This is a genomic window from Clostridium sp. OM05-5BH (genome assembly GCF_003481505.1).
GTDB lineage: Bacteria > Bacillota > Clostridia > Lachnospirales > Lachnospiraceae > Otoolea > Otoolea fessa.
On record NZ_QULJ01000007.1, the window covers coordinates 150,469 to 167,850 of the forward strand.

General features: G+C 51.1%; 12 protein-coding genes, 2 tRNA genes and 1 other RNA gene. 14 read left to right on the top strand and 1 reads right to left on the bottom strand.

Annotated elements, in window-relative coordinates:
• The 6 genes from ftsH (at position 1) to tadA (ending at position 7,126) form a co-directional block, all read left to right on the top strand.
• Positions 1-1,809 (top strand): ATP-dependent zinc metalloprotease FtsH, encoded by a 1,809-nt coding sequence (ftsH, locus tag DXB70_RS10385; protein WP_333490970.1) that lies wholly within the window; start codon positions 1-3, stop codon positions 1,807-1,809.
• A gap of 587 nt (positions 1,810-2,396) precedes the next feature.
• Positions 2,397-4,562: a glycoside hydrolase family 13 protein gene (locus DXB70_RS10390; RefSeq protein WP_118673254.1), complete on the top strand. Its 2,166-nt coding sequence runs from the start codon at positions 2,397-2,399 to the stop codon at positions 4,560-4,562.
• Positions 4,563-4,718: 156 nt separating this feature from the next.
• Positions 4,719-4,800, top strand: a tRNA-Tyr gene (locus DXB70_RS10395).
• 33 nt (positions 4,801-4,833) lie between these two features.
• Positions 4,834-4,919, top strand: a tRNA-Leu gene (locus DXB70_RS10400).
• 139 nt (positions 4,920-5,058) lie between these two features.
• Positions 5,059-6,420 (top strand): DUF6128 domain-containing protein, encoded by a 1,362-nt coding sequence (locus DXB70_RS10405; protein WP_118673255.1) that lies wholly within the window; start codon positions 5,059-5,061, stop codon positions 6,418-6,420.
• 217 nt (positions 6,421-6,637) lie between these two features.
• On the top strand, positions 6,638-7,126 hold the full coding sequence (tadA, locus tag DXB70_RS10410) for a tRNA adenosine(34) deaminase TadA (protein WP_117796687.1): 489 nt from the start codon (positions 6,638-6,640) through the stop codon (positions 7,124-7,126).
• 55 nt (positions 7,127-7,181) lie between these two features.
• On the opposite strand, the gene DXB70_RS10415 is transcribed toward tadA, so the two are convergent.
• Positions 7,182-8,207, bottom strand: a complete 1,026-nt coding sequence (locus DXB70_RS10415; protein ID WP_118473062.1) for a branched-chain amino acid aminotransferase — start codon at positions 8,205-8,207, stop codon at positions 7,182-7,184.
• Between the two features lie 272 nt (positions 8,208-8,479).
• Between DXB70_RS10415 and ffs the strand changes: the two genes are divergently transcribed.
• The 8 genes from ffs to DXB70_RS10455 all read left to right on the top strand — a co-directional run bounded on the left by ffs (position 8,480) and on the right by DXB70_RS10455 (position 16,910).
• An RNA gene (ffs, locus tag DXB70_RS10420) (signal recognition particle sRNA large type) lies at positions 8,480-8,742 on the top strand.
• A 336-nt stretch (positions 8,743-9,078) separates the two neighbouring features.
• On the top strand, positions 9,079-10,158 hold the full coding sequence (locus DXB70_RS10425) for an ATP-dependent 6-phosphofructokinase (protein ID WP_117796688.1): 1,080 nt from the start codon (positions 9,079-9,081) through the stop codon (positions 10,156-10,158).
• 17 nt (positions 10,159-10,175) lie between these two features.
• Complete coding sequence (gene dnaX / locus DXB70_RS10430) at positions 10,176-11,795, top strand: DNA polymerase III subunit gamma/tau (RefSeq protein WP_118673256.1); 1,620 nt, start codon at positions 10,176-10,178, stop codon at positions 11,793-11,795.
• Between the two features lie 157 nt (positions 11,796-11,952).
• Entirely contained in the window at positions 11,953-12,306 is a 354-nt protein-coding gene (locus tag DXB70_RS10435; protein ID WP_118673257.1) for a YbaB/EbfC family nucleoid-associated protein, read from the top strand.
• Positions 12,307-12,309: 3 nt separating this feature from the next.
• Complete coding sequence (gene recR / locus DXB70_RS10440) at positions 12,310-12,909, top strand: recombination mediator RecR (protein ID WP_022359051.1); 600 nt, start codon at positions 12,310-12,312, stop codon at positions 12,907-12,909.
• Positions 12,910-12,999: 90 nt separating this feature from the next.
• Positions 13,000-15,246: a hypothetical protein gene (locus DXB70_RS10445; protein WP_118673258.1), complete on the top strand. Its 2,247-nt coding sequence runs from the start codon at positions 13,000-13,002 to the stop codon at positions 15,244-15,246.
• Positions 15,247-15,366: 120 nt separating this feature from the next.
• On the top strand, positions 15,367-16,191 hold the full coding sequence (locus DXB70_RS10450) for an HAD family hydrolase (protein WP_118673259.1): 825 nt from the start codon (positions 15,367-15,369) through the stop codon (positions 16,189-16,191).
• Positions 16,176-16,910: a CvpA family protein gene (locus DXB70_RS10455; RefSeq protein WP_107001682.1), complete on the top strand. Its 735-nt coding sequence runs from the start codon at positions 16,176-16,178 to the stop codon at positions 16,908-16,910. The genes DXB70_RS10450 and DXB70_RS10455 overlap by 16 nt, the downstream gene beginning before the upstream one ends.
• Positions 16,911-17,382: the final 472 nt, after the last annotated feature.

Below are 17,382 nucleotides of genomic sequence, written 5' to 3' on the forward strand. Positions count from 1 at the left end.
ATGCTGCTCGTTATCATGTTTTTCTCGTTGAAAGTCCCTGGAATGGCGACGGAGCGGGAATTAAGCTATCCGGAGTTCATGGTATATCTGGAGAATAAGACCGTAGAGAGCGCACAGATCCGCCCGAACCGCGAGGTGCCGACCGGTGAGGTTGTTTTTGAGACAACCTCCGGCGACCGGGAGGAATTCAATGTGCTGGATGTGAAGGAAGTAGAGATGGCGCTGCGCAAGGCGGGGGTTCCGTACACGACCACCAGCGTCCGCCAGGATAGCTATTTTATGACGGTGATCTTGCCGATCGCTTTGTCCGCAGGCGTCCTGATCTTCCTGTTTATGTTTATCAATTCCCGTTCCGGCGGCGGGGCAAATGCCAAGATGATGAATTTTGGACGCAGCCGTGCCCGGATGGTATCGACCAGCAAGGTCAACTTTACCAAAGTTGCCGGTCTGGAAGAGGAGAAAGAGGAACTGGAGGAGATCGTAGATTTCCTGAAAAATCCGCAGAAATACACCGGCGTCGGGGCGCGCATCCCGAAGGGCGTGATCTTAGTCGGACCTCCAGGAACCGGTAAAACCCTGCTTGCCAAAGCGGTGGCGGGTGAGGCAGGCGTTCCGTTCTTCTCGATTTCCGGTTCGGATTTTGTTGAAATGTTCGTCGGTGTCGGCGCATCCCGTGTCCGCGACTTGTTTGAGGAAGCCAAGAAAAATGCCCCGTGTATTGTCTTTATCGATGAGATCGATGCGGTTGCCAGACAGCGTGGTACCGGCATGGGCGGCGGTCACGACGAGCGAGAGCAGACGCTCAACCAGCTCCTGGTTGAGATGGATGGTTTCGGAGTCAATGAGGGCATCATCGTCATGGCGGCGACGAACCGCGTGGATATTCTCGACCCGGCGATTCTGCGGCCGGGCAGATTTGACCGAAAGGTGGCAGTCGGACGACCGGACGTCAAGGGTCGCGAGGAGATTCTCGGCGTCCATACGAAGGAAAAACCGCTGGGCGAGGATGTGGATTTACACCGCATCGCGCAGACAACCGCTGGATTTACCGGAGCCGATCTGGAAAACCTGATGAATGAGGCGGCGATCAATACCGCAAAAGAGGGACGTAAGTTCCTGACCCAGACGGATATTGAGAAAGCCTTTATTAAAGTGGGAATCGGTGCTGAGAAGCGCAGCAAGGTGATTTCCGAGAAAGATAAGAAGATTACCGCATACCATGAGGCGGGTCATGCGATTCTGTTCCATGTCCTCCCGGATGTGGGACCGGTTCACACCGTTTCGATCATTCCGACCGGTGTCGGTGCGGCAGGCTATACGATGCCGCTTCCGGAGCAGGATGAGCTTCATATGACGAAGGGCAGAATGCTTCAAAATATCATGGTTTCGCTGGGCGGACGAATCGCCGAGGAGATTATCTTTGACGACATCACGACCGGCGCCTCCCAGGATATCAAGCAGGCGACCTCGATGGCGCGCGCGATGGTAACCGAGTACGGTATGTCAGAAAAACTGGGCATGATCAACTACGGTGGAGACAACAACGAGGTCTTTATTGGCCGCGACCTGGCGCATACGAGAACCTACAGCGAGGAAGTGGCGAGCGAGATCGACAGCGAGGTAAAACGCATCATCGACGAATGCTATGCCAAGGCAAAACAGATCATTCTCGATCACGAGGATGTCCTTCATTCCTGCTGTGCCCTGCTGATGGAGAAAGAGAAGATCGGTCAGGCTGAGTTTGAAGCGCTGTTCCAGGATGGAGAAAAGCCGTCAGGGGAAGCTGAAACTCCGGTGACAGAAGCATAAAAAGTTGAAAGCATGAAACAGGTCTGCAAATAAGCCTGAAAAAAGGTGCCAGTCAGCTGCCAGAATGTGCGGGAGACATCCCGGACAGCCATCGGATAGATGGAAATGGCAGTGGTGGCACCTTCTTTTATGCAAATTTCAGGCGGATTTTGCTGGACATTTCGGGAGAGAGTGTTGATTTGCACAAAAAAGAAATCGAAATAAAATGATGTTTGTGCACACTTATTTCCGCTCCTATGCTATTATAATAGACGTAACCCCCCCAATACATTATATAGTTTTTGCTACACCCCATAAAACGAAATACCTTCTCCTAAAAAGGTCAGCTACCCCGCTGACCTTTTTTATTTCATAGGAAATTACGTCCTATGAAACAAAAAACGCTCCGCGAGGATGCACACTCGCGCGAAGCAGAAACATGTCGCAAGCGACCGCGCGAGACGCCCGAATGTGCCAAGGCACATTCTTTTTTATTACCTAAAATTAGGGGTGTGAAAATAACTTGTGTAATTTTGGGAAATCCTGTAAAATATGGGCAGAAAATAACATGATTGTGAAAGCGGTGAAACCGCTGGAAAGGGAAACAGATGGAGCAGATCAATCGCGACGCGCTATTTTGCGACGAGACAGAGGATTACCGTTGTCCTTCGGAGGCAGATGCGGGTGAAGTCGTTACATTTTATTTCAGAACAGAGAAAAATGGAGCAGATGCGGTTGTACTGCTGGAATGTGACCCGGAGACCGGGGCGCTTTTGCAGGAGTGGCAGATGAAACGGCTTTCGTGGGAGTGCTGTGCTGGCAGCGTTGGGAACGGTACAGATACAAATCGAGGCATAGATGGTAGCGGTATGGCTGACAAGTCAGACAGCCGTTTTGATTACTACAGCTGTGCGCTGACTCTGGGAGCGAAAACATTTTCGTATGTATTTCAGGTGACCTGGGGCGAGAACGTTTGTCTTTACAACCGGATCGGGCTGACAGAGGATGCGGCGGCGCACCCGTTCCGCCTGATTCCGGGATTTCATGTGCCGGAGTGGAGCAAGGGCGCGCTGATGTATCAGATCTATGTGGATCGGTTCTGCAACGGCGATCCTACAAACGATACGGAAACCAATGAATATATTTATCTGAAAAAGCCGGTCACCCGGGTGACAGACTGGAAGGAACCGATCAGTACACTCGATGTGGGACGGTTTTACGGCGGTGATCTGCAGGGTGTTTTAGATAAACTTGATTATTTAAAGAGTCTCAAGATAGAAGCAATCTACTTAAATCCGGTATTTGTATCACCGTCGAACCATAAGTATGACTGTCAGGACTACGACCATATCGATCCGCATTATGGAGTGATTCTGGAGGACGCAGACGGGCTGGTGTGCCCGGAAGATACGGACAATGACCGCGCACATAAATATATGACGCGGACGGCGGATGAGCAGAACCTGGAGGCGAGCGATGCCTTTTTTGCCCGCCTGATTGAGGAAGCACACAAGCGGGGAATCCGGGTGCTGGTGGACGGTGTGTTCAACCATTGTGGTTCTTTCAATAAATGGCTGGATGCGGAACTTCTGTACCAGCACGCGGGCGGCTATCCGCAGGGGGCATATGTCTCGGCAGACAGCCCGTATCGCTATTTTTTCCAGTTCCACAATGAAAATGCCTGGCCGTTTAATGACAGCTACGACGGCTGGTGGGGACACGCGACGCTTCCGAAGCTCAATTACGAAGAATCGCCGGAATTGTACCAGTACATTCTGGGGATTGCGAAAAAATGGGTGTCGGCGCCGTTTGGAGCAGATGGTTGGCGGCTGGATGTGGCGGCAGATCTGGGTCGGAGCGCCGGGATGAACCATCAGTTCTGGCGTGATTTCCGCGCGGCAGTCAAGGAGGCAAATCCAGAGGCGGTCATGATCGCGGAACATTATGGCAGCCCGTATGACTGGCTGAAGGGCGATCAGTGGGATACGGTCATGAATTATGATGCGTTTATGGAGCCGCTGTCATGGTTTTTGACCGGGATGGAGAAGCACAGTGACGAAGAAAATCCGGCGCTGTTTGGGGATGGATGCGCCTTTTTTGAGGCGATGCGCTACCATATGAGTGAAATGCCGACGGCTTCCGTGCAGTGTGCGATGAACGAGCTGTCCAACCACGATCACTCCCGCTTTATGACGCGGACAAACCGCCGGGTGGGTCGTCTTGCGTCGGCAGGTGCAAAAGCAGCGGAGGAAGGCATCAGCTATGGCATTTTCCGCCAGGGTGTTGTCATGCAGATGACCTGGCCGGGCGCACCGACGATCTATTACGGTGACGAAGCGGGCGTCTGTGGATGGACCGATCCGGACAGCCGCCGGACGTACCCGTGGGGCGGGGAAAACCTGGAGCTGATCGAGTTCCACCGCTACATGAGCGGCATCCGGAAACGCTGTCCGGCATTTAGAAATGGTTCCCTGAAAGCGCTGGCGGCGGGAGATGGCTATATTGCCTATGGACGTTTTCAGAGTGCTCAGAGAGCTGGCGGCGCGTGCTGCGGAGTGACGGCGGCCAATACAGGTGATGACTGGCTGACGCTCAAGATTCCGGTCTGGCAGATCGGGGCGCGCGACGGGGCGGTTCTGCGCCGGGAAATGATGACCTATGAGGACGGTTACAACGCCGGACAGGTTGAACATGAGGTAAAGGACGGCTATATCGAGGTGAAAATCCCACCGGTCGGAAGTATCGTTTTGACGGGAAATGATACGGCATTGTAGGAAATGCGGCTTCGACAAGATATATGATTTCTGGCAGTTGAACGAGAAGAATCAAAAGCAGGAAAAAATGGAAATAAAAATATTAAATAAAATATATAAAAACACTTGCTTTTTTGAGACAGCCATGTTATAATCTTCAACTGTCAGAGCAATTTTGGATGGGTTCCCGAGTGGCCAAAGGGGGCAGACTGTAAATCTGTTGCGTCTCGCTTCGGTGGTTCGAATCCACCTCCATCCATTTGGCTTTGTGCCAGTCATGAGTAATCATGATGCCGGCGTGGCGGAACTGGCAGACGCACAGGACTTAAAATCCTGCGAGGGTTAAACTTCGTACCGGTTCGATTCCGGTCGCCGGCAGTATCGGGAACAGTTTTTAACTGTTCCCGATTTTGCGTTATACGGACGTATTTGCAGCGTTGGTTTATATCAGGATATAGAAATCCTGTCATAAACCGGCGCTTCTTTTGCATATAATACAAAGCAAAGGAGTGAAAACATGTCTGTATATCATCGGTTAATATCATATATCTATGCATACGAGGGCGGAATCAAAGGGAAAAATACGGGATTTGCGAAATTGGAGACGCGGGGAACTTCCTGTCGGATTCAGGTCAGCGTCCGCCGTGTCTTTGCGGGCGGCAGCCCGATCGGCGTATATCTTCTGGCAGGGCAGGAGGAGATCCGTATCGGCACCCTGTTTGTCCGTGGCGGAAATGGGGAGTTTCGTGCCGTCGTCAATTGTGAAAATATTGAAGGAAGCGGCTGCAATATGGAAGAGTGCTGTGGTCTGACTCTTCATGAGACGGACAGCGCATGGCGTGCCTATACGACGATCTGGGAAGATGCTGTCGCGCATGCGGCAGAGGTTGAGCTGGCGGATGTGACTGCTGAGAAAGTGCGGGAGCAGGAAGCGGAGAAGGAAGAGGCAACGCGGAAACTGGCAGAGAATGTATCTGGGGAAGTGAACAGCGCGTCTGTAGGGAAAGAAAAATTGGATGAGGCGTCAGAACTTACCCGGTCGGGAGAAATGGAGAGTCAGGACACATCCACGGAGACAGAGAAGAAAGAAGCTGTGAATATAAACGAAACGGACTTCGGAATCAGCCAGCCCCAGCCAGAAAAGCTGGAGGATTCAAACCTGGAGATTTTCGAGGACACGGAAACCATGGAAGCGGTTCCAGATATCTCAGAAACATCCGATCATCAAGAGGCAGAAATTGTTCAGGAAGCGCAAACAGAAACACCGCAGGAAAGTTTTCAGGAATCCACTCAAGAAGTGCAAACGGAGACACCGAAGGAAAGTTTTCAGGAATCCTATCAGGAAGCACAGACAGAAGCACGGCGGAAAGATTCTCAAGAATCCACCCGGGAGGTCCGGAAAGAGGCGCTTCCAGATTCTCCACCAGACCATCAAGAAGCATTTCAGCCAGGCTCTCAAAATCAAAAACAACCGCAACCAGATTCTTCCAAGGAATTTCCCAAAGAAGATCCCGCCGAGATTCTCTGGGACCGCCTGCGCGTTACCTATCCGAAAGTAACCGCCTTCGAATGCGCCGGCGGCTGCGAGATTCTGGTAATCAAACCGCAGGATATCGGGCTTCTGCCGCGGGAAAACTGGGTGTATGGAAATAACAGCTTTCTTCTGCACGGTTATTACAACTACCGATATCTGATTCTGGCGAGACTGGGGAAACCCGGCGAACGGGGGCGCTACATTCTGGGCGTGCCGGGACATTATGGAAACAATGAAAAATATATGGCGGCGATGTTCGGCTTTGACCGCTTTGTCCGTTCCACCCGCCAGCCGCCGCGCGACAGCCGGTTCGGGTATTGGTATACGGATTTGAATTTTACATAAAAGCCGGTCGATCCTTTTAGAGAACGCTTGACAAAGGATAGCTTTTCTGGGTAGGATGGACACGGGTCAAATGTTTTCAGGTGTTTGGTTGGCAGCGGAGCAAACTTGCCGGGAAACTGGGATAAGGATGTCTGTTGTTGGAAGCGGATAAATTTAAACGGAGGAAAAAGATAGAAATATATAAAACAAGAAAGAGGAAAAAACAGTGGCAGCAAAATTGACACGGGAAGAGAAATATATGAAAGCGGCGATCCGCGAGGCGAAGAAAGCCTGGGCGCTCGGAGAAGTGCCGATCGGCTGCGTGATCGTGTATGAGGACAAAATCATCGGCAGGGGTTACAACCGCCGGATGGTCGATCATAGCGCGCTGGCACATGCGGAGATCGCGGCAATCAAAAAAGCGTGCAAGCGCATGGGCGACTGGCGCCTGGAAGAATGCGAGCTGTACGTGACGCTGGAACCGTGCCCGATGTGTGCAGGGGCGATCGTGCAGGCGCGGATTCCAAAAGTTTACATCGGTTCCATGAACCCGAAAGCCGGTTGCGCCGGTTCGGTACTGAATCTTCTGGATGAAAAAGGATTCAATCATCAGGTGGAGACAGAAGAAGGACTTTTGGGCGAGGAATGTTCGATGATGTTGAAAGAATTTTTCAAAGAATTGCGTGAAAAGAGAAAAAAGAAGAAAGAAGAAAAAGCTGGTGAATGATTTCCACCAGCTTTTTGCATTCCATATTTCCCATTCAAACCGAAAAATACAGTCCTTATTTGATTACGTGGATCCAGCCCTCCGGAGCTTTGATGTGACCCATCTGGATGCCGGTCAGTGTCTCGTAGAGTTTCTGGGTAACCGGACCCATCTTCTCCATACCTGCCGGGAAACAGATTTCCTTGCCGTGGTCAACGATCTTGCCAACCGGGGAGATAACAGCTGCGGTACCGCACAGACCGCACTCTGCGAAATCTTTTACTTCGTCTAAGTATACTTCACGCTCTTCGGTCTCCATGCCAAGGTAATCTCTTGCAACCTGCAGGATAGAACGGCGTGTGATAGACGGAAGGATGCTGTTGGACTTCGGAGTTACCAGCTTGCCGTCTTTGGTGATAAAGATAACGTTTGCGCCGCCGGTCTCCTCGATCTTGGTACGTGTCTGCGGATCCAGGTAGATGTTCTCATCGAAACCGTTCTTATGAGCATCGACGATCGCATGCAGGCTCATCGCGTAGTTTAATCCGGCTTTGATGTGACCGGTTCCGTGAGGTGCTGCACGGTCGAAATCGCTGACGCGGATGGTAATCGGTTTAGCGCCGCCCTTGAAGTACGGGCCAACCGGTGTACAGAATACGCGGAACTGATAGATGTTTGCCGGTTTAACGCCGATGATGGAATCATAACCGAACATATACGGGCGGATGTACAGGGTTGCACCGGAACCATACGGCGGTACGAATGCTGCGTTGGCTTCTACTACTTTTGTGATGGCGTCTACGAAGCGCTCCTTCGGGAATGGCGGCATTTCAAGACCTTTTGCGGAATTCTCCATACGCTCACCGTTTAAGTCAGGACGGAACGTAACGATATGGCCGTCCTCGGTCGTATACGCTTTCAGACCCTCGAAGCAGGTCTGTGCATACTGCAGAACACAGGCACATTCATTCAGGGTAATATTCGGGTCGGAGGTAAGGGCGCCTTCGTCCCAAGAACCATTCTGGTACATGGAAACATAGCGGTAATCCGTTGGCATATAGCCGAAACCGATGTTGCTCCAGTCGATATTTTTCTTTTCCATAATCGTTGCTCCAATCTTACAGAATTTTATGATTTAGTAACTGTTTGACTTTTTGCAGTCGCTAGATTTATACCTATTATAATGATTTCTTTCTTCTGTTGCAAGATTCTGGGATAAAAAATGATAAAAAAACAATAAAATGTATTCTTGTGTATTTTTATACAATGCTTGTTAGTCAAGCTCCGGCTTGACAAAACGGCGGCTGCCATGTATACTAAACAGGCTGACGGTCTGCAGGTCATTCCGTCATATAAGATCAAGTCATAAAGTTTCCGCACAGCCGGGGAGTTAGCGGTGCCCTGTACCTGCAATCCGCTATAGCAGGGGTGTTGTCCGACCGAGGGCGTTTTTACTGTGGGGCTGCCCCTGAAAAGTGGCGTTGAAGTCTGGGTCTTGCGCAACAGAAATCTGTGAACCGTGTCAGGGCAGGAATGCAGCAGCACTAAGCAGAAGCTTCTGTGTGCCGCAAGGCAGCCTGGACCGAGTTAACTGTCAGGGTAACGTCCATGGCATACGTTCGAAGCCGGGCGTGCGGATTTTTTTATTTCATAGGAAATTGCTTCCTATGAAATAAAAAATAGAAAATAATAGATACAGAAACAAGCATTTTTGCAGGTGTGTGAATATAGCCGGGATATGTGGAATTTGATTTGCCAAGGGGTAGGAATACCGTGCCGGAGCAGATTAAAAGCGCGTATCCCGGTATTTTTATGTCTATGATATTTGTAAGGAATTTTTTCTTGCCCGCGGGATATGATTGTATTATAATTACAAAATGGGTGTAGTTTATCCTGATATGGGGGTTGTTGGAAACTTAGAATAAGGGTAACTGTGAAGGTACTGGACGGTTATGAAGAAAGGGAAAGCGCTCATGAGAAGAATCGGTATGTTAACCAGCGGCGGCGACTGCCAGAGCTTAAATGCGACGATGCGAGGCGTGGCAAAATCGCTGTACAAGATGTTCGATGACATAGAGATAGTTGGATTTGAAGACGGCTATAAAGGTCTTATGTATGCAGACTACCGGATTATGAAACAGTCGGATTTTTCCGGGATTCTGACACGCGGAGGTACGATTCTGGGAACTTCCAGACAGCCTTTCAAGCTGATGCGGACGCCGGACGAGAACGGTCTGGATAAAGTGGAAGCGATGAAACACACCTATTACAAGCTGAAACTGGAATGCCTCGTCATTTTAGGCGGCAACGGCAGCCAGAAGACGGCAAATCTGCTGCGGGAGGAAGGACTCAATATCGTTTCTCTTCCGAAGACCATAGACAACGATCTCTGGGGCAGCGATCTTACGTTTGGATTCCATAGTGCGGTTGATGTAGCGACCAATGCCATCGACTGTATTCATACGACGGCGGCGTCTCATGGCAGAGTCTTCATCGTGGAGATCATGGGCCACAAGGTGGGATGGCTGGCGCTCTATGCAGGCATCGCGGGCGGAGCTGACATCATTCTCCTGCCGGAGATCCCGTATGATATTGATGTGGTGGTAAATGCGATCCGCAGCCGTACTAAAAATGGCAAGAATTTCACGATTCTGGCGGTCGCAGAGGGCGCGATTTCCAAGGAAAATGCAGCCCTGACCAAAAAAGAATTAAAAGAAAAGAAGAAAAATGGACCGGTTTATCCGTCGGTCGCTTACGAGCTGGGCGCCCAGATTTCCGAGCGGACGGGACAGGAGATCCGTGTGACGGTTCCGGGGCATATGCAGCGCGGAGGCGAGCCATGCCCGTATGACCGTGTGATTGCGACGCGCCTCGGCGCGGAGGCAGCAGAGATGATCCGCCGCAAAGAATACGGCTATATGGTCGCTTTAAACAACAATAAGATTGAAAAAATTCCGCTCGCGGACATTGCCGGTAAATTAAAGATGGTCGATCCGAAGAGCGATATTATCCGGGAAGCTAAGGATGTAGGCATCAGCTTCGGCGACGAATAGTAAGGAAGTAGTGGTTTATGTCATATACAGCACTGTACAGAAAATGGCGTCCGACGTCCTTTGAAGAGGTCCGGGGTCAGGACCATATCGTAAAGACCCTGAAAAATCAGATCAACTCCGGGCGGATCGGGCACGCGTACCTCTTCTGCGGGACGCGCGGAACCGGTAAGACGAGTATTGCCAAGATCTTTGCACGGGCAGTCAACTGTGAACATCCGGTGGACGGCAGCCCCTGCGGCGAGTGCAGTATGTGCCGCCAGATTGCGGAAGGAGCTTCCCTCAATGTGGTGGAGATCGATGCGGCATCCAACAATGGTGTGGAAAATATCCGTGATATCCGGGAGCAGGTGCAGTACCCGCCGACGGATGGGCGCTACCGCGTCTACATCATTGACGAGGTTCATATGCTTTCGATCGGCGCGTTCAATGCGCTCTTAAAGACGCTGGAAGAACCGCCGTCCTACGTTATATTTATCTTGGCGACGACGGAGGTCCACAAGATCCCGATCACGATCCTGTCCCGGTGCCAGAGATATGATTTCAAGCGGATCTCGATCGATACCATCGCGGGACGGCTGGCGGAGCTGACGCAGGCGGAGCAGATCGATGTAGACGATCGGGCACTTAGGTATGTGGCACGTGCGGCGGATGGCTCGATGCGAGATGCGTTAAGTCTTCTCGATCAGTGCGTGGCGTTCCATTTCGGGGAAAAGCTGACGTATGACAATGTGCTCGAGGTGTTGGGCGCGGTCGATAACCGCGTGTTCAGCAAGCTGTTTCAGGCGGTGCTTGCAAGTGATACGAAGGCGTGCATCCGTGAGATTGAGGAAATGATCATCCAGGGGCGCGATCTTTCGCAGCTTGTCAACGATTTCGTCTGGTATATGCGAAATCTCCTGATTGCCAAGACGACCGACGAACCGGGCGATATGCTCGATATGTCGGAGGAAAATCTGGCAGTTTTAAAGGAAGAGGCGGCAGGCGTTGATACGGAAACGCTGATGCGTTACATCCGTATTTTCTCGGAACTTTCCGGGCAGCTGCGCTACGCGTCACAGAAGCGGATTCTGGTGGAGATTGCCTTTATCAAGCTGACGACGCCGTCGATGGAACAGAATCTTGATTCCATTTTACAGCGGATTACGCTATTAGAGCAGAAAATGCAGGAAATGCCGGACAATCTACAGAAACTGGCGTCCCTTGCACCGGCAGCGGGGCAGGCGGCATCCTCCAAAACGGCTGTGGTGGAAACGCCGCCTGAGCCGAAGAAGGTATCCCTTCCACCGGCACAGTACGAAGATCTGATGCTGATGCGGAAAGAATGGGGACGGATTGCGTCCCTGAGCCAGCTTGTGGGTTCGATTAGACTCAGTCTTCCCAAGACAAGTGTAGAACCGGCGGGCGAAGGCTGCCTTTGCATTGTGTGTACAGATGAAAATACGTTTGGAATTATCAATCGGGAGCCTGAGCTTAAGAATTTGCAGGAAGTAGTGCAAGAAAAATACAAAAAGACTCTGCAATTTAAAGTCCGTTTAGAATCATCTGCTGTGCCGCAAAGAACGGTTTATGTCAGTGATGAGGATTTAAAGAACGCAATCCATACCGATGTGATTGTCGAAGAGGATGATCCTGTGTAGTGGAGCTTGCCAAAGATGAGCCTTGTTTTGTAATGCAAGAAGCTGTGATTAAATGCAGATAAATGATATTAGTGGGTTTATATGATATATAGAACCGGCTGCAATCGGCAGCCAGTCTGAATATAAATAAAAAGAAGTGAAAGAGAGGAATGACACCATGGCAAAACGTGGCGGTTTCCCAGGCGGTATGCCGGGCAATATGAACAATTTAATGAAGCAGGCGCAGAGAATGCAGCGCCAGATGGAAGAGAAGCAGAGAGAGCTGGAGGAGAAGCAGTACAGCGCATCCGCGGGCGGCGGCGCTGTAACCGTGACCGTATCTGGTAAAAAAGAGGTTCTTTCCGTGAAACTGTCTGAGGAAGTAGTGGATCCGGATGATATCGAGATGTTAGAGGATCTGATCGTGGCGGCGACCAACGAGGCATTCCGTCAGGCGGAAGAGGACAGCAGCCAGATGATGTCCCAGTTGACCGGTGGCCTTGGCGGTCTGGGAGGCGGATTCCCGTTTTAAGCGATGGATTATTACAGTAGCCAGATTAGCAAGCTAATCGAAGAATTGTCAAAACTTCCCGGAATCGGAAGTAAATCGGCGCAGCGTCTTGCATTTCATATCATCAATATGCCGGAAGAACAGGTCAGGCACTTGTCCGGCGCGATTCTGGAAGCCAAGCAGAATGTGCGTTATTGCAAGGAGTGCTGCACATTGACTGATAAGGAACTGTGCCCGATCTGCAGCAGCGACCGGCGTGATCATGAGACGATCATGGTGGTGGAAAATACGCGCGATCTGGCGGCATATGAGAAGACAGGAAAATACAACGGGGTCTATCATGTGCTGCATGGGGCGATCTCCCCGATGCTGGGGATCGGGCCGGGCGACATCCGGCTCAAGGAGCTGATGACTCGCTTGCAGAAAGAGGAGGTTCGTGAGGTCATTATCGCAACCAACTCAAGCCTGGAGGGCGAGACGACCGCGATGTATTTGAGCAAGCTGATTAAGCCGACAGGGATCCGGGTGACGCGAATCGCCAGCGGCGTTCCGGTCGGGGGCGACTTGGAATATATTGATGAGGTAACGCTTCTGCGCGCGCTGGATGGGCGTACAGAGCTGTAGCCGGTGAGCAAATAAAACGTTACTGGGCACGTATGCGTGAACAGTAACAATAAAACTTCTGCCGCGGCAGGAAGTTAGGAGATGCATAAGATGGATAAATACGAGTTTAACATCAAGGTAGAGCAGATTAAGAAACTGGTTAACAAGGGAGATTTCGAGACGGCGATGAAGATCGCCGATACCATCGACTGGCGTCGTGTACGCAGCACCAGCCTGCTTACGATGATTTCCCAGATTTATGAGAAAAATGCAGAGTATCAGGATGCCAAGGATATTTTATTGCTGGCATATGAGAGAGCGCCGCTTGGAAAGGGGCTTTTATATAAGCTGACCGACCTTGCACTGCGTGAAAATAATATTCAGGAGGCAGAGGCATATTACCGGGAGTTCTGTGAGCTGTCCGGCGATGACCCGCGCCAGTACCTGCTTCGTTTCCTGATTCTGGAGGCGAAGGATGCGCCGTTAGAGCAGCAGATCAATTCTCTGGAGAGATATTGTCAGGAAGAGCTGGATGAGAAATGGCTGTACCACCTGGCAGAGCTTTATCATCAGGCGAACCAGGCGGACGACTGTGTGCGGATCTGCGACAAGATCATGCTGATGTTCGGTCTTGGCAAATATGTGGACAAGGCAATGGAACTGAAACTTCAGTATGCGCCGCTGACGAAATATCAGATGGATCTGGTGGAAAACCGCGAGAAGTACGAAGAAAAGCTGCGTGCGGTGGAAGAAGAGTACAAGAACGGTACATACCGCAAGCCAGAGCCGGAAGGAGAGTATCTGGATACGGATGAGCCGGAGGCAGAGCTGGACGACGAACCGGAGAACGAGCCGGAGGGACAGCCGGAGCAGGCAGAGCCAGAAGAGAAGGCTGGAAAACCGAAAGCTGAGACAAAACCGGCGGACGAGAAAGTAGAAAAGGCTGCGCTGGACGAGGATGTAGTAGCAAGCCTTCATGAAGCACAGGCGGAAGAAGCGCTGGCAAAAGAAGTGTCCAAGATCAAGCCTTACGATGAGGAAGAGGGCGCATCCGAAGGGGAGACACGTGTTTTCAGGAATCTCCGCGACCTGGAACCGGCAGAGGCAGAGGAAAAGAGCGAGGAAGCTCCGATTCATGAATTTGAAGAGGAAGAAGAAACCATAGTGGAAGACTGGGATTTCGAACCGGAAGAGGAAGAAGAGGAGATCAAGGAATCAAATCATCTGATGATCGAGGCGGAAGATCCGGCAGCCGGTCTTGCGATGGCACTTGATTCCCTGAAAAAGATTCACCGCGAGCTGGGAACCAAGCATCCGGTTGCCAAGATCAGCGGTGCAAACCTTTCCCATCGCGGCATCGCATCGGTGGCGGAGCGCCTGGCAGGCAAGGATCTGGTGGTCGAGCATGCAGCTGATCTGGACGATTTGACGGTGGAAGAGCTGGAAGAACTGATGACACAGGATGAAACCGGCATGGTCGTTGTTCTGATTGATACGCAGGCACGTTTAGAGCAGATGCACCGCGCATATCCGGCATTAGCAGAGCGTTTCCAGTATATCGGCTGTGAAAACCAGAAAGACGATGCAGCGAAGCTGGCACAGGCGCGCGAGGAAGAGCTGAAACGCCAGCAGGCGCAGCAGGAAGCAGAAGCAGCCAGAAAACGCCAGGCAGAGCGTGAAGCGGAGATCCGCCGTCAGGCAGAAAAAGAGGCAGAGGAAAAACGCAGACAGCAGGAAGCAGCAGCCCGCCGTGAGGAAGAAGAGCGCGCCAAGGAAGAAGCACAGGCACTGGCAGCCAAAGAGGCAGAAGAAGCGCGTAAAGCGGAGGAAGATCGCCGTCTGGCAGAGCAGCAGAGAGAAGAACTGCGCCGTCAGGAAGAGGCAAGACGCGATGACGAGCCAGAGTATGAAGACGAAGAAGATCACTACGAGAAGGACGAGTATGAGCCGGAGGATGATTATGCGCGTGGCGGCTATCGTGATGATTATAAGGACGATTACAAAGACAGCTATAAAGACGAACGCGAGGACGACGAGTATTCCAATTATCCAGAGGATGAGCCGGAAGAGAAACCGTCCAAAAAGTCCGGCGATATGGATGTTGAGGAGTTTGTTCAGTACGCCTGCAAATATGCATCGGAGATCGACTGCAGTATTTCGGGAAAGAGCATGCTGGCTCTGTACGAGCGCGCTGAGATGATGGAGGAGGACGGAGAACCGCTTACCAAGACAAGTGCCGAAGATTTGATCGAGGAAGCTGCAGATAAGGCGGAGAAGAAATCCTTCAGCGGACTGTTCTCATCGAAATATGATAAGGATGGACTTCTGATTCTGAAAGAGAAACATTTCTTTGATTAATTAAAACAATTCGAGAAATTTTAAAATTAAAACTAATTAGTAAAAGAGAGCGCTGCGGGGGAATGCTTCCCGGCAGCGTTTTCTGGTAGTGGACAGTAAAAAGAGATACGGGAGAGAAAGATGGGAACACGGTTAATAGCCCTCGATTTAGATGGGACACTGTTAAATGAAAAAATGCACGTGTCGGAAAAAACAAGACAGGTGATGGAACTGTGCGCGCAGCGGGGGATTGAGATTGTCCCGGCGACCGGGCGCGCGCTCCCGGCAGTGCCAGAGGAGGTTTTGAGCCTGCCGGGCGTCCACTATGGCATATTTACAAATGGGGCGGTCGTCCGGGATTTCGGGAAAAATACCTGGGTGTCGGAAAGCTGCCTGAGCTGGGAAGAGACGATCCGGGTGATTGAGGTGCTGCGCCGGCATCCGGTTATTTACGATATGTATGTATCGGAGGGCGGCGTCAGCGAGACGCGATTGCTGGCACAGCTGGAAGAATACGGGATACCGGAACGTGAATGCGCCTATATCCGGGCGACGCGCCGGGCAGTTACTGACATGGTGGAGTATCTGCGGGAGAAAAAATGCCCGGTGCAGAAGATGAATTTAAATTTTAAGGACCGGGAGAGCAAACAGGCAGTCCGGGCAAAGCTGGAAGCGATGCCGGAGGTTCTGGTGACCTCCTCGCTTCCGTGGAATCTGGAACTCAACGCGGCGGGCATCACAAAGGGGAGCGGGCTGCGGAATCTCTGTCAGTATCTGGGAATTGAAGCGGAGGAGACGATGGCATTTGGAGACGGCGAAAACGACTGGCCCATGCTGGAGGCAGCAGGAGTCGGCGTGGCGATGGAAAATGGCGCCCCATTTTTAAAGGAACGCGCAGACCGGATTGCCGCTTCGAACCGGGAAGAGGGCGTAGCGGAGGCGATCAGACAATGGGTGCTTATATAAAAGAAAACTGGCTGTTCGTGGTGGTGGCAGTCTATCTGGTTTCCATGGTACTGTACGGGCATTACCGCGGATTCGTCCGCCTGGCAGTCTCAGCCGTTTCCCTGGTGCTGTCGCTGGGGGTGGTTCATTTTGGTGCGCCGTCTGTCGCGAATCTGCTTCGCAGCAATGAGGTGGTCTATCAGGCGGTGGAGGACAGCGTGACGAAATTTATCCAAAAGGACGATGAGGCGGAAAATGAGGCAGCTGACGCGGCGCCGCCATCCGTACAGCGCAGTATTATTGAAGAAATGGAGCTTCCGGAACAGTTAAAGGATGCGCTTCTGGAGAATAATAACAGCGAAGTTTACGAGGCGCTGGGTGTAAGCAGCTTTACCCACTACGTCAGCCGTTATCTGGCAAACAGCCTGATCAATATTATAAGTTTTTTTCTGCTGTTTGCAGCCGTGTTCGGCGGACTGCGTGTTCTGTCCGTATCGCTCAATGTGGTCTCCCGGCTGCCGATCATATCGGGGCTGAACCGTCTGGCAGGTGCCGTGCTGGGGGGCGCGGAAGGGATCTTTTTCGTCTGGATTGCAGCACTGCTTATTACACTGTTCTCGGCAACGGCGATTGGTGAACTTTTCCTGAACCAGATAGAAAGCAATATCTGGCTGACCTGGCTGTATGACCACAATATGCTTGGAAGCATCCTGATGGGTGTTGTGAAACGGATTATTTAAAAGCTTATAGAGAAAAACTGTGATATTGAAAAACGGCACACCGCATTCTCGCTACTTAGTGATGAGTTAGGTGTGCCAAATTTTTTATCTCAGTCGAGAAGACTCCCACCTTTTTAGGTGGCGAGTAATAGCAAATTTGTCTCAGTGGGAGTTGGGTCTCCGACTGAGATAAATGCTCCGCGAGGATGCGCAATGATTCTGTATGGAATATATCAGCGAAAAAACAAGGCGAAAAAAACAAGTGAAAATCCCTTGACAAGTTAATGCTGAAATGGTAGACTTTAACTCTAACGTGTTTTGACGTTGGTCTGCATATGCAGGGAAAATCGAATATCACAGGTTTTCTTATTTGCGAAAATGTTTTGAAAATTAAGAAAAAATAGTTGACAACGACAACTGCCTATGATATGATATTCAAGCTGTTGAGCGAAAGCTCAGTTGCGAAAAATAAAATAAAAAAGTTGTTGACAAA

Excerpts from the sequence above, each read along its gene's own strand:
- DXB70_RS10455 (WP_107001682.1), top strand. The coding sequence starts at position 16,176 with ATGGGTGCTTATATAAAAGAAAACTGGCTGTTCGTGGTGGTGGCAGTC.
- dnaX (WP_118673256.1), top strand. The coding sequence starts at position 10,176 with ATGTCATATACAGCACTGTACAGAAAATGGCGTCCGACGTCCTTTGAA.
- DXB70_RS10390 (WP_118673254.1), top strand. The coding sequence starts at position 2,397 with ATGGAGCAGATCAATCGCGACGCGCTATTTTGCGACGAGACAGAGGAT.
- DXB70_RS10415 (WP_118473062.1), bottom strand. The coding sequence starts at position 8,207 with ATGGAAAAGAAAAATATCGACTGGAGCAACATCGGTTTCGGCTATATG.
- DXB70_RS10450 (WP_118673259.1), top strand. The coding sequence starts at position 15,367 with ATGGGAACACGGTTAATAGCCCTCGATTTAGATGGGACACTGTTAAAT.
- DXB70_RS10425 (WP_117796688.1), top strand. The coding sequence starts at position 9,079 with ATGAGAAGAATCGGTATGTTAACCAGCGGCGGCGACTGCCAGAGCTTA.
- DXB70_RS10445 (WP_118673258.1), top strand. The coding sequence starts at position 13,000 with ATGGATAAATACGAGTTTAACATCAAGGTAGAGCAGATTAAGAAACTG.
- ftsH (WP_333490970.1), top strand. The coding sequence starts at position 1 with ATGCTGCTCGTTATCATGTTTTTCTCGTTGAAAGTCCCTGGAATGGCG.
- DXB70_RS10405 (WP_118673255.1), top strand. The coding sequence starts at position 5,059 with ATGTCTGTATATCATCGGTTAATATCATATATCTATGCATACGAGGGC.
- recR (WP_022359051.1), top strand. The coding sequence starts at position 12,310 with ATGGATTATTACAGTAGCCAGATTAGCAAGCTAATCGAAGAATTGTCA.
- DXB70_RS10435 (WP_118673257.1), top strand. The coding sequence starts at position 11,953 with ATGGCAAAACGTGGCGGTTTCCCAGGCGGTATGCCGGGCAATATGAAC.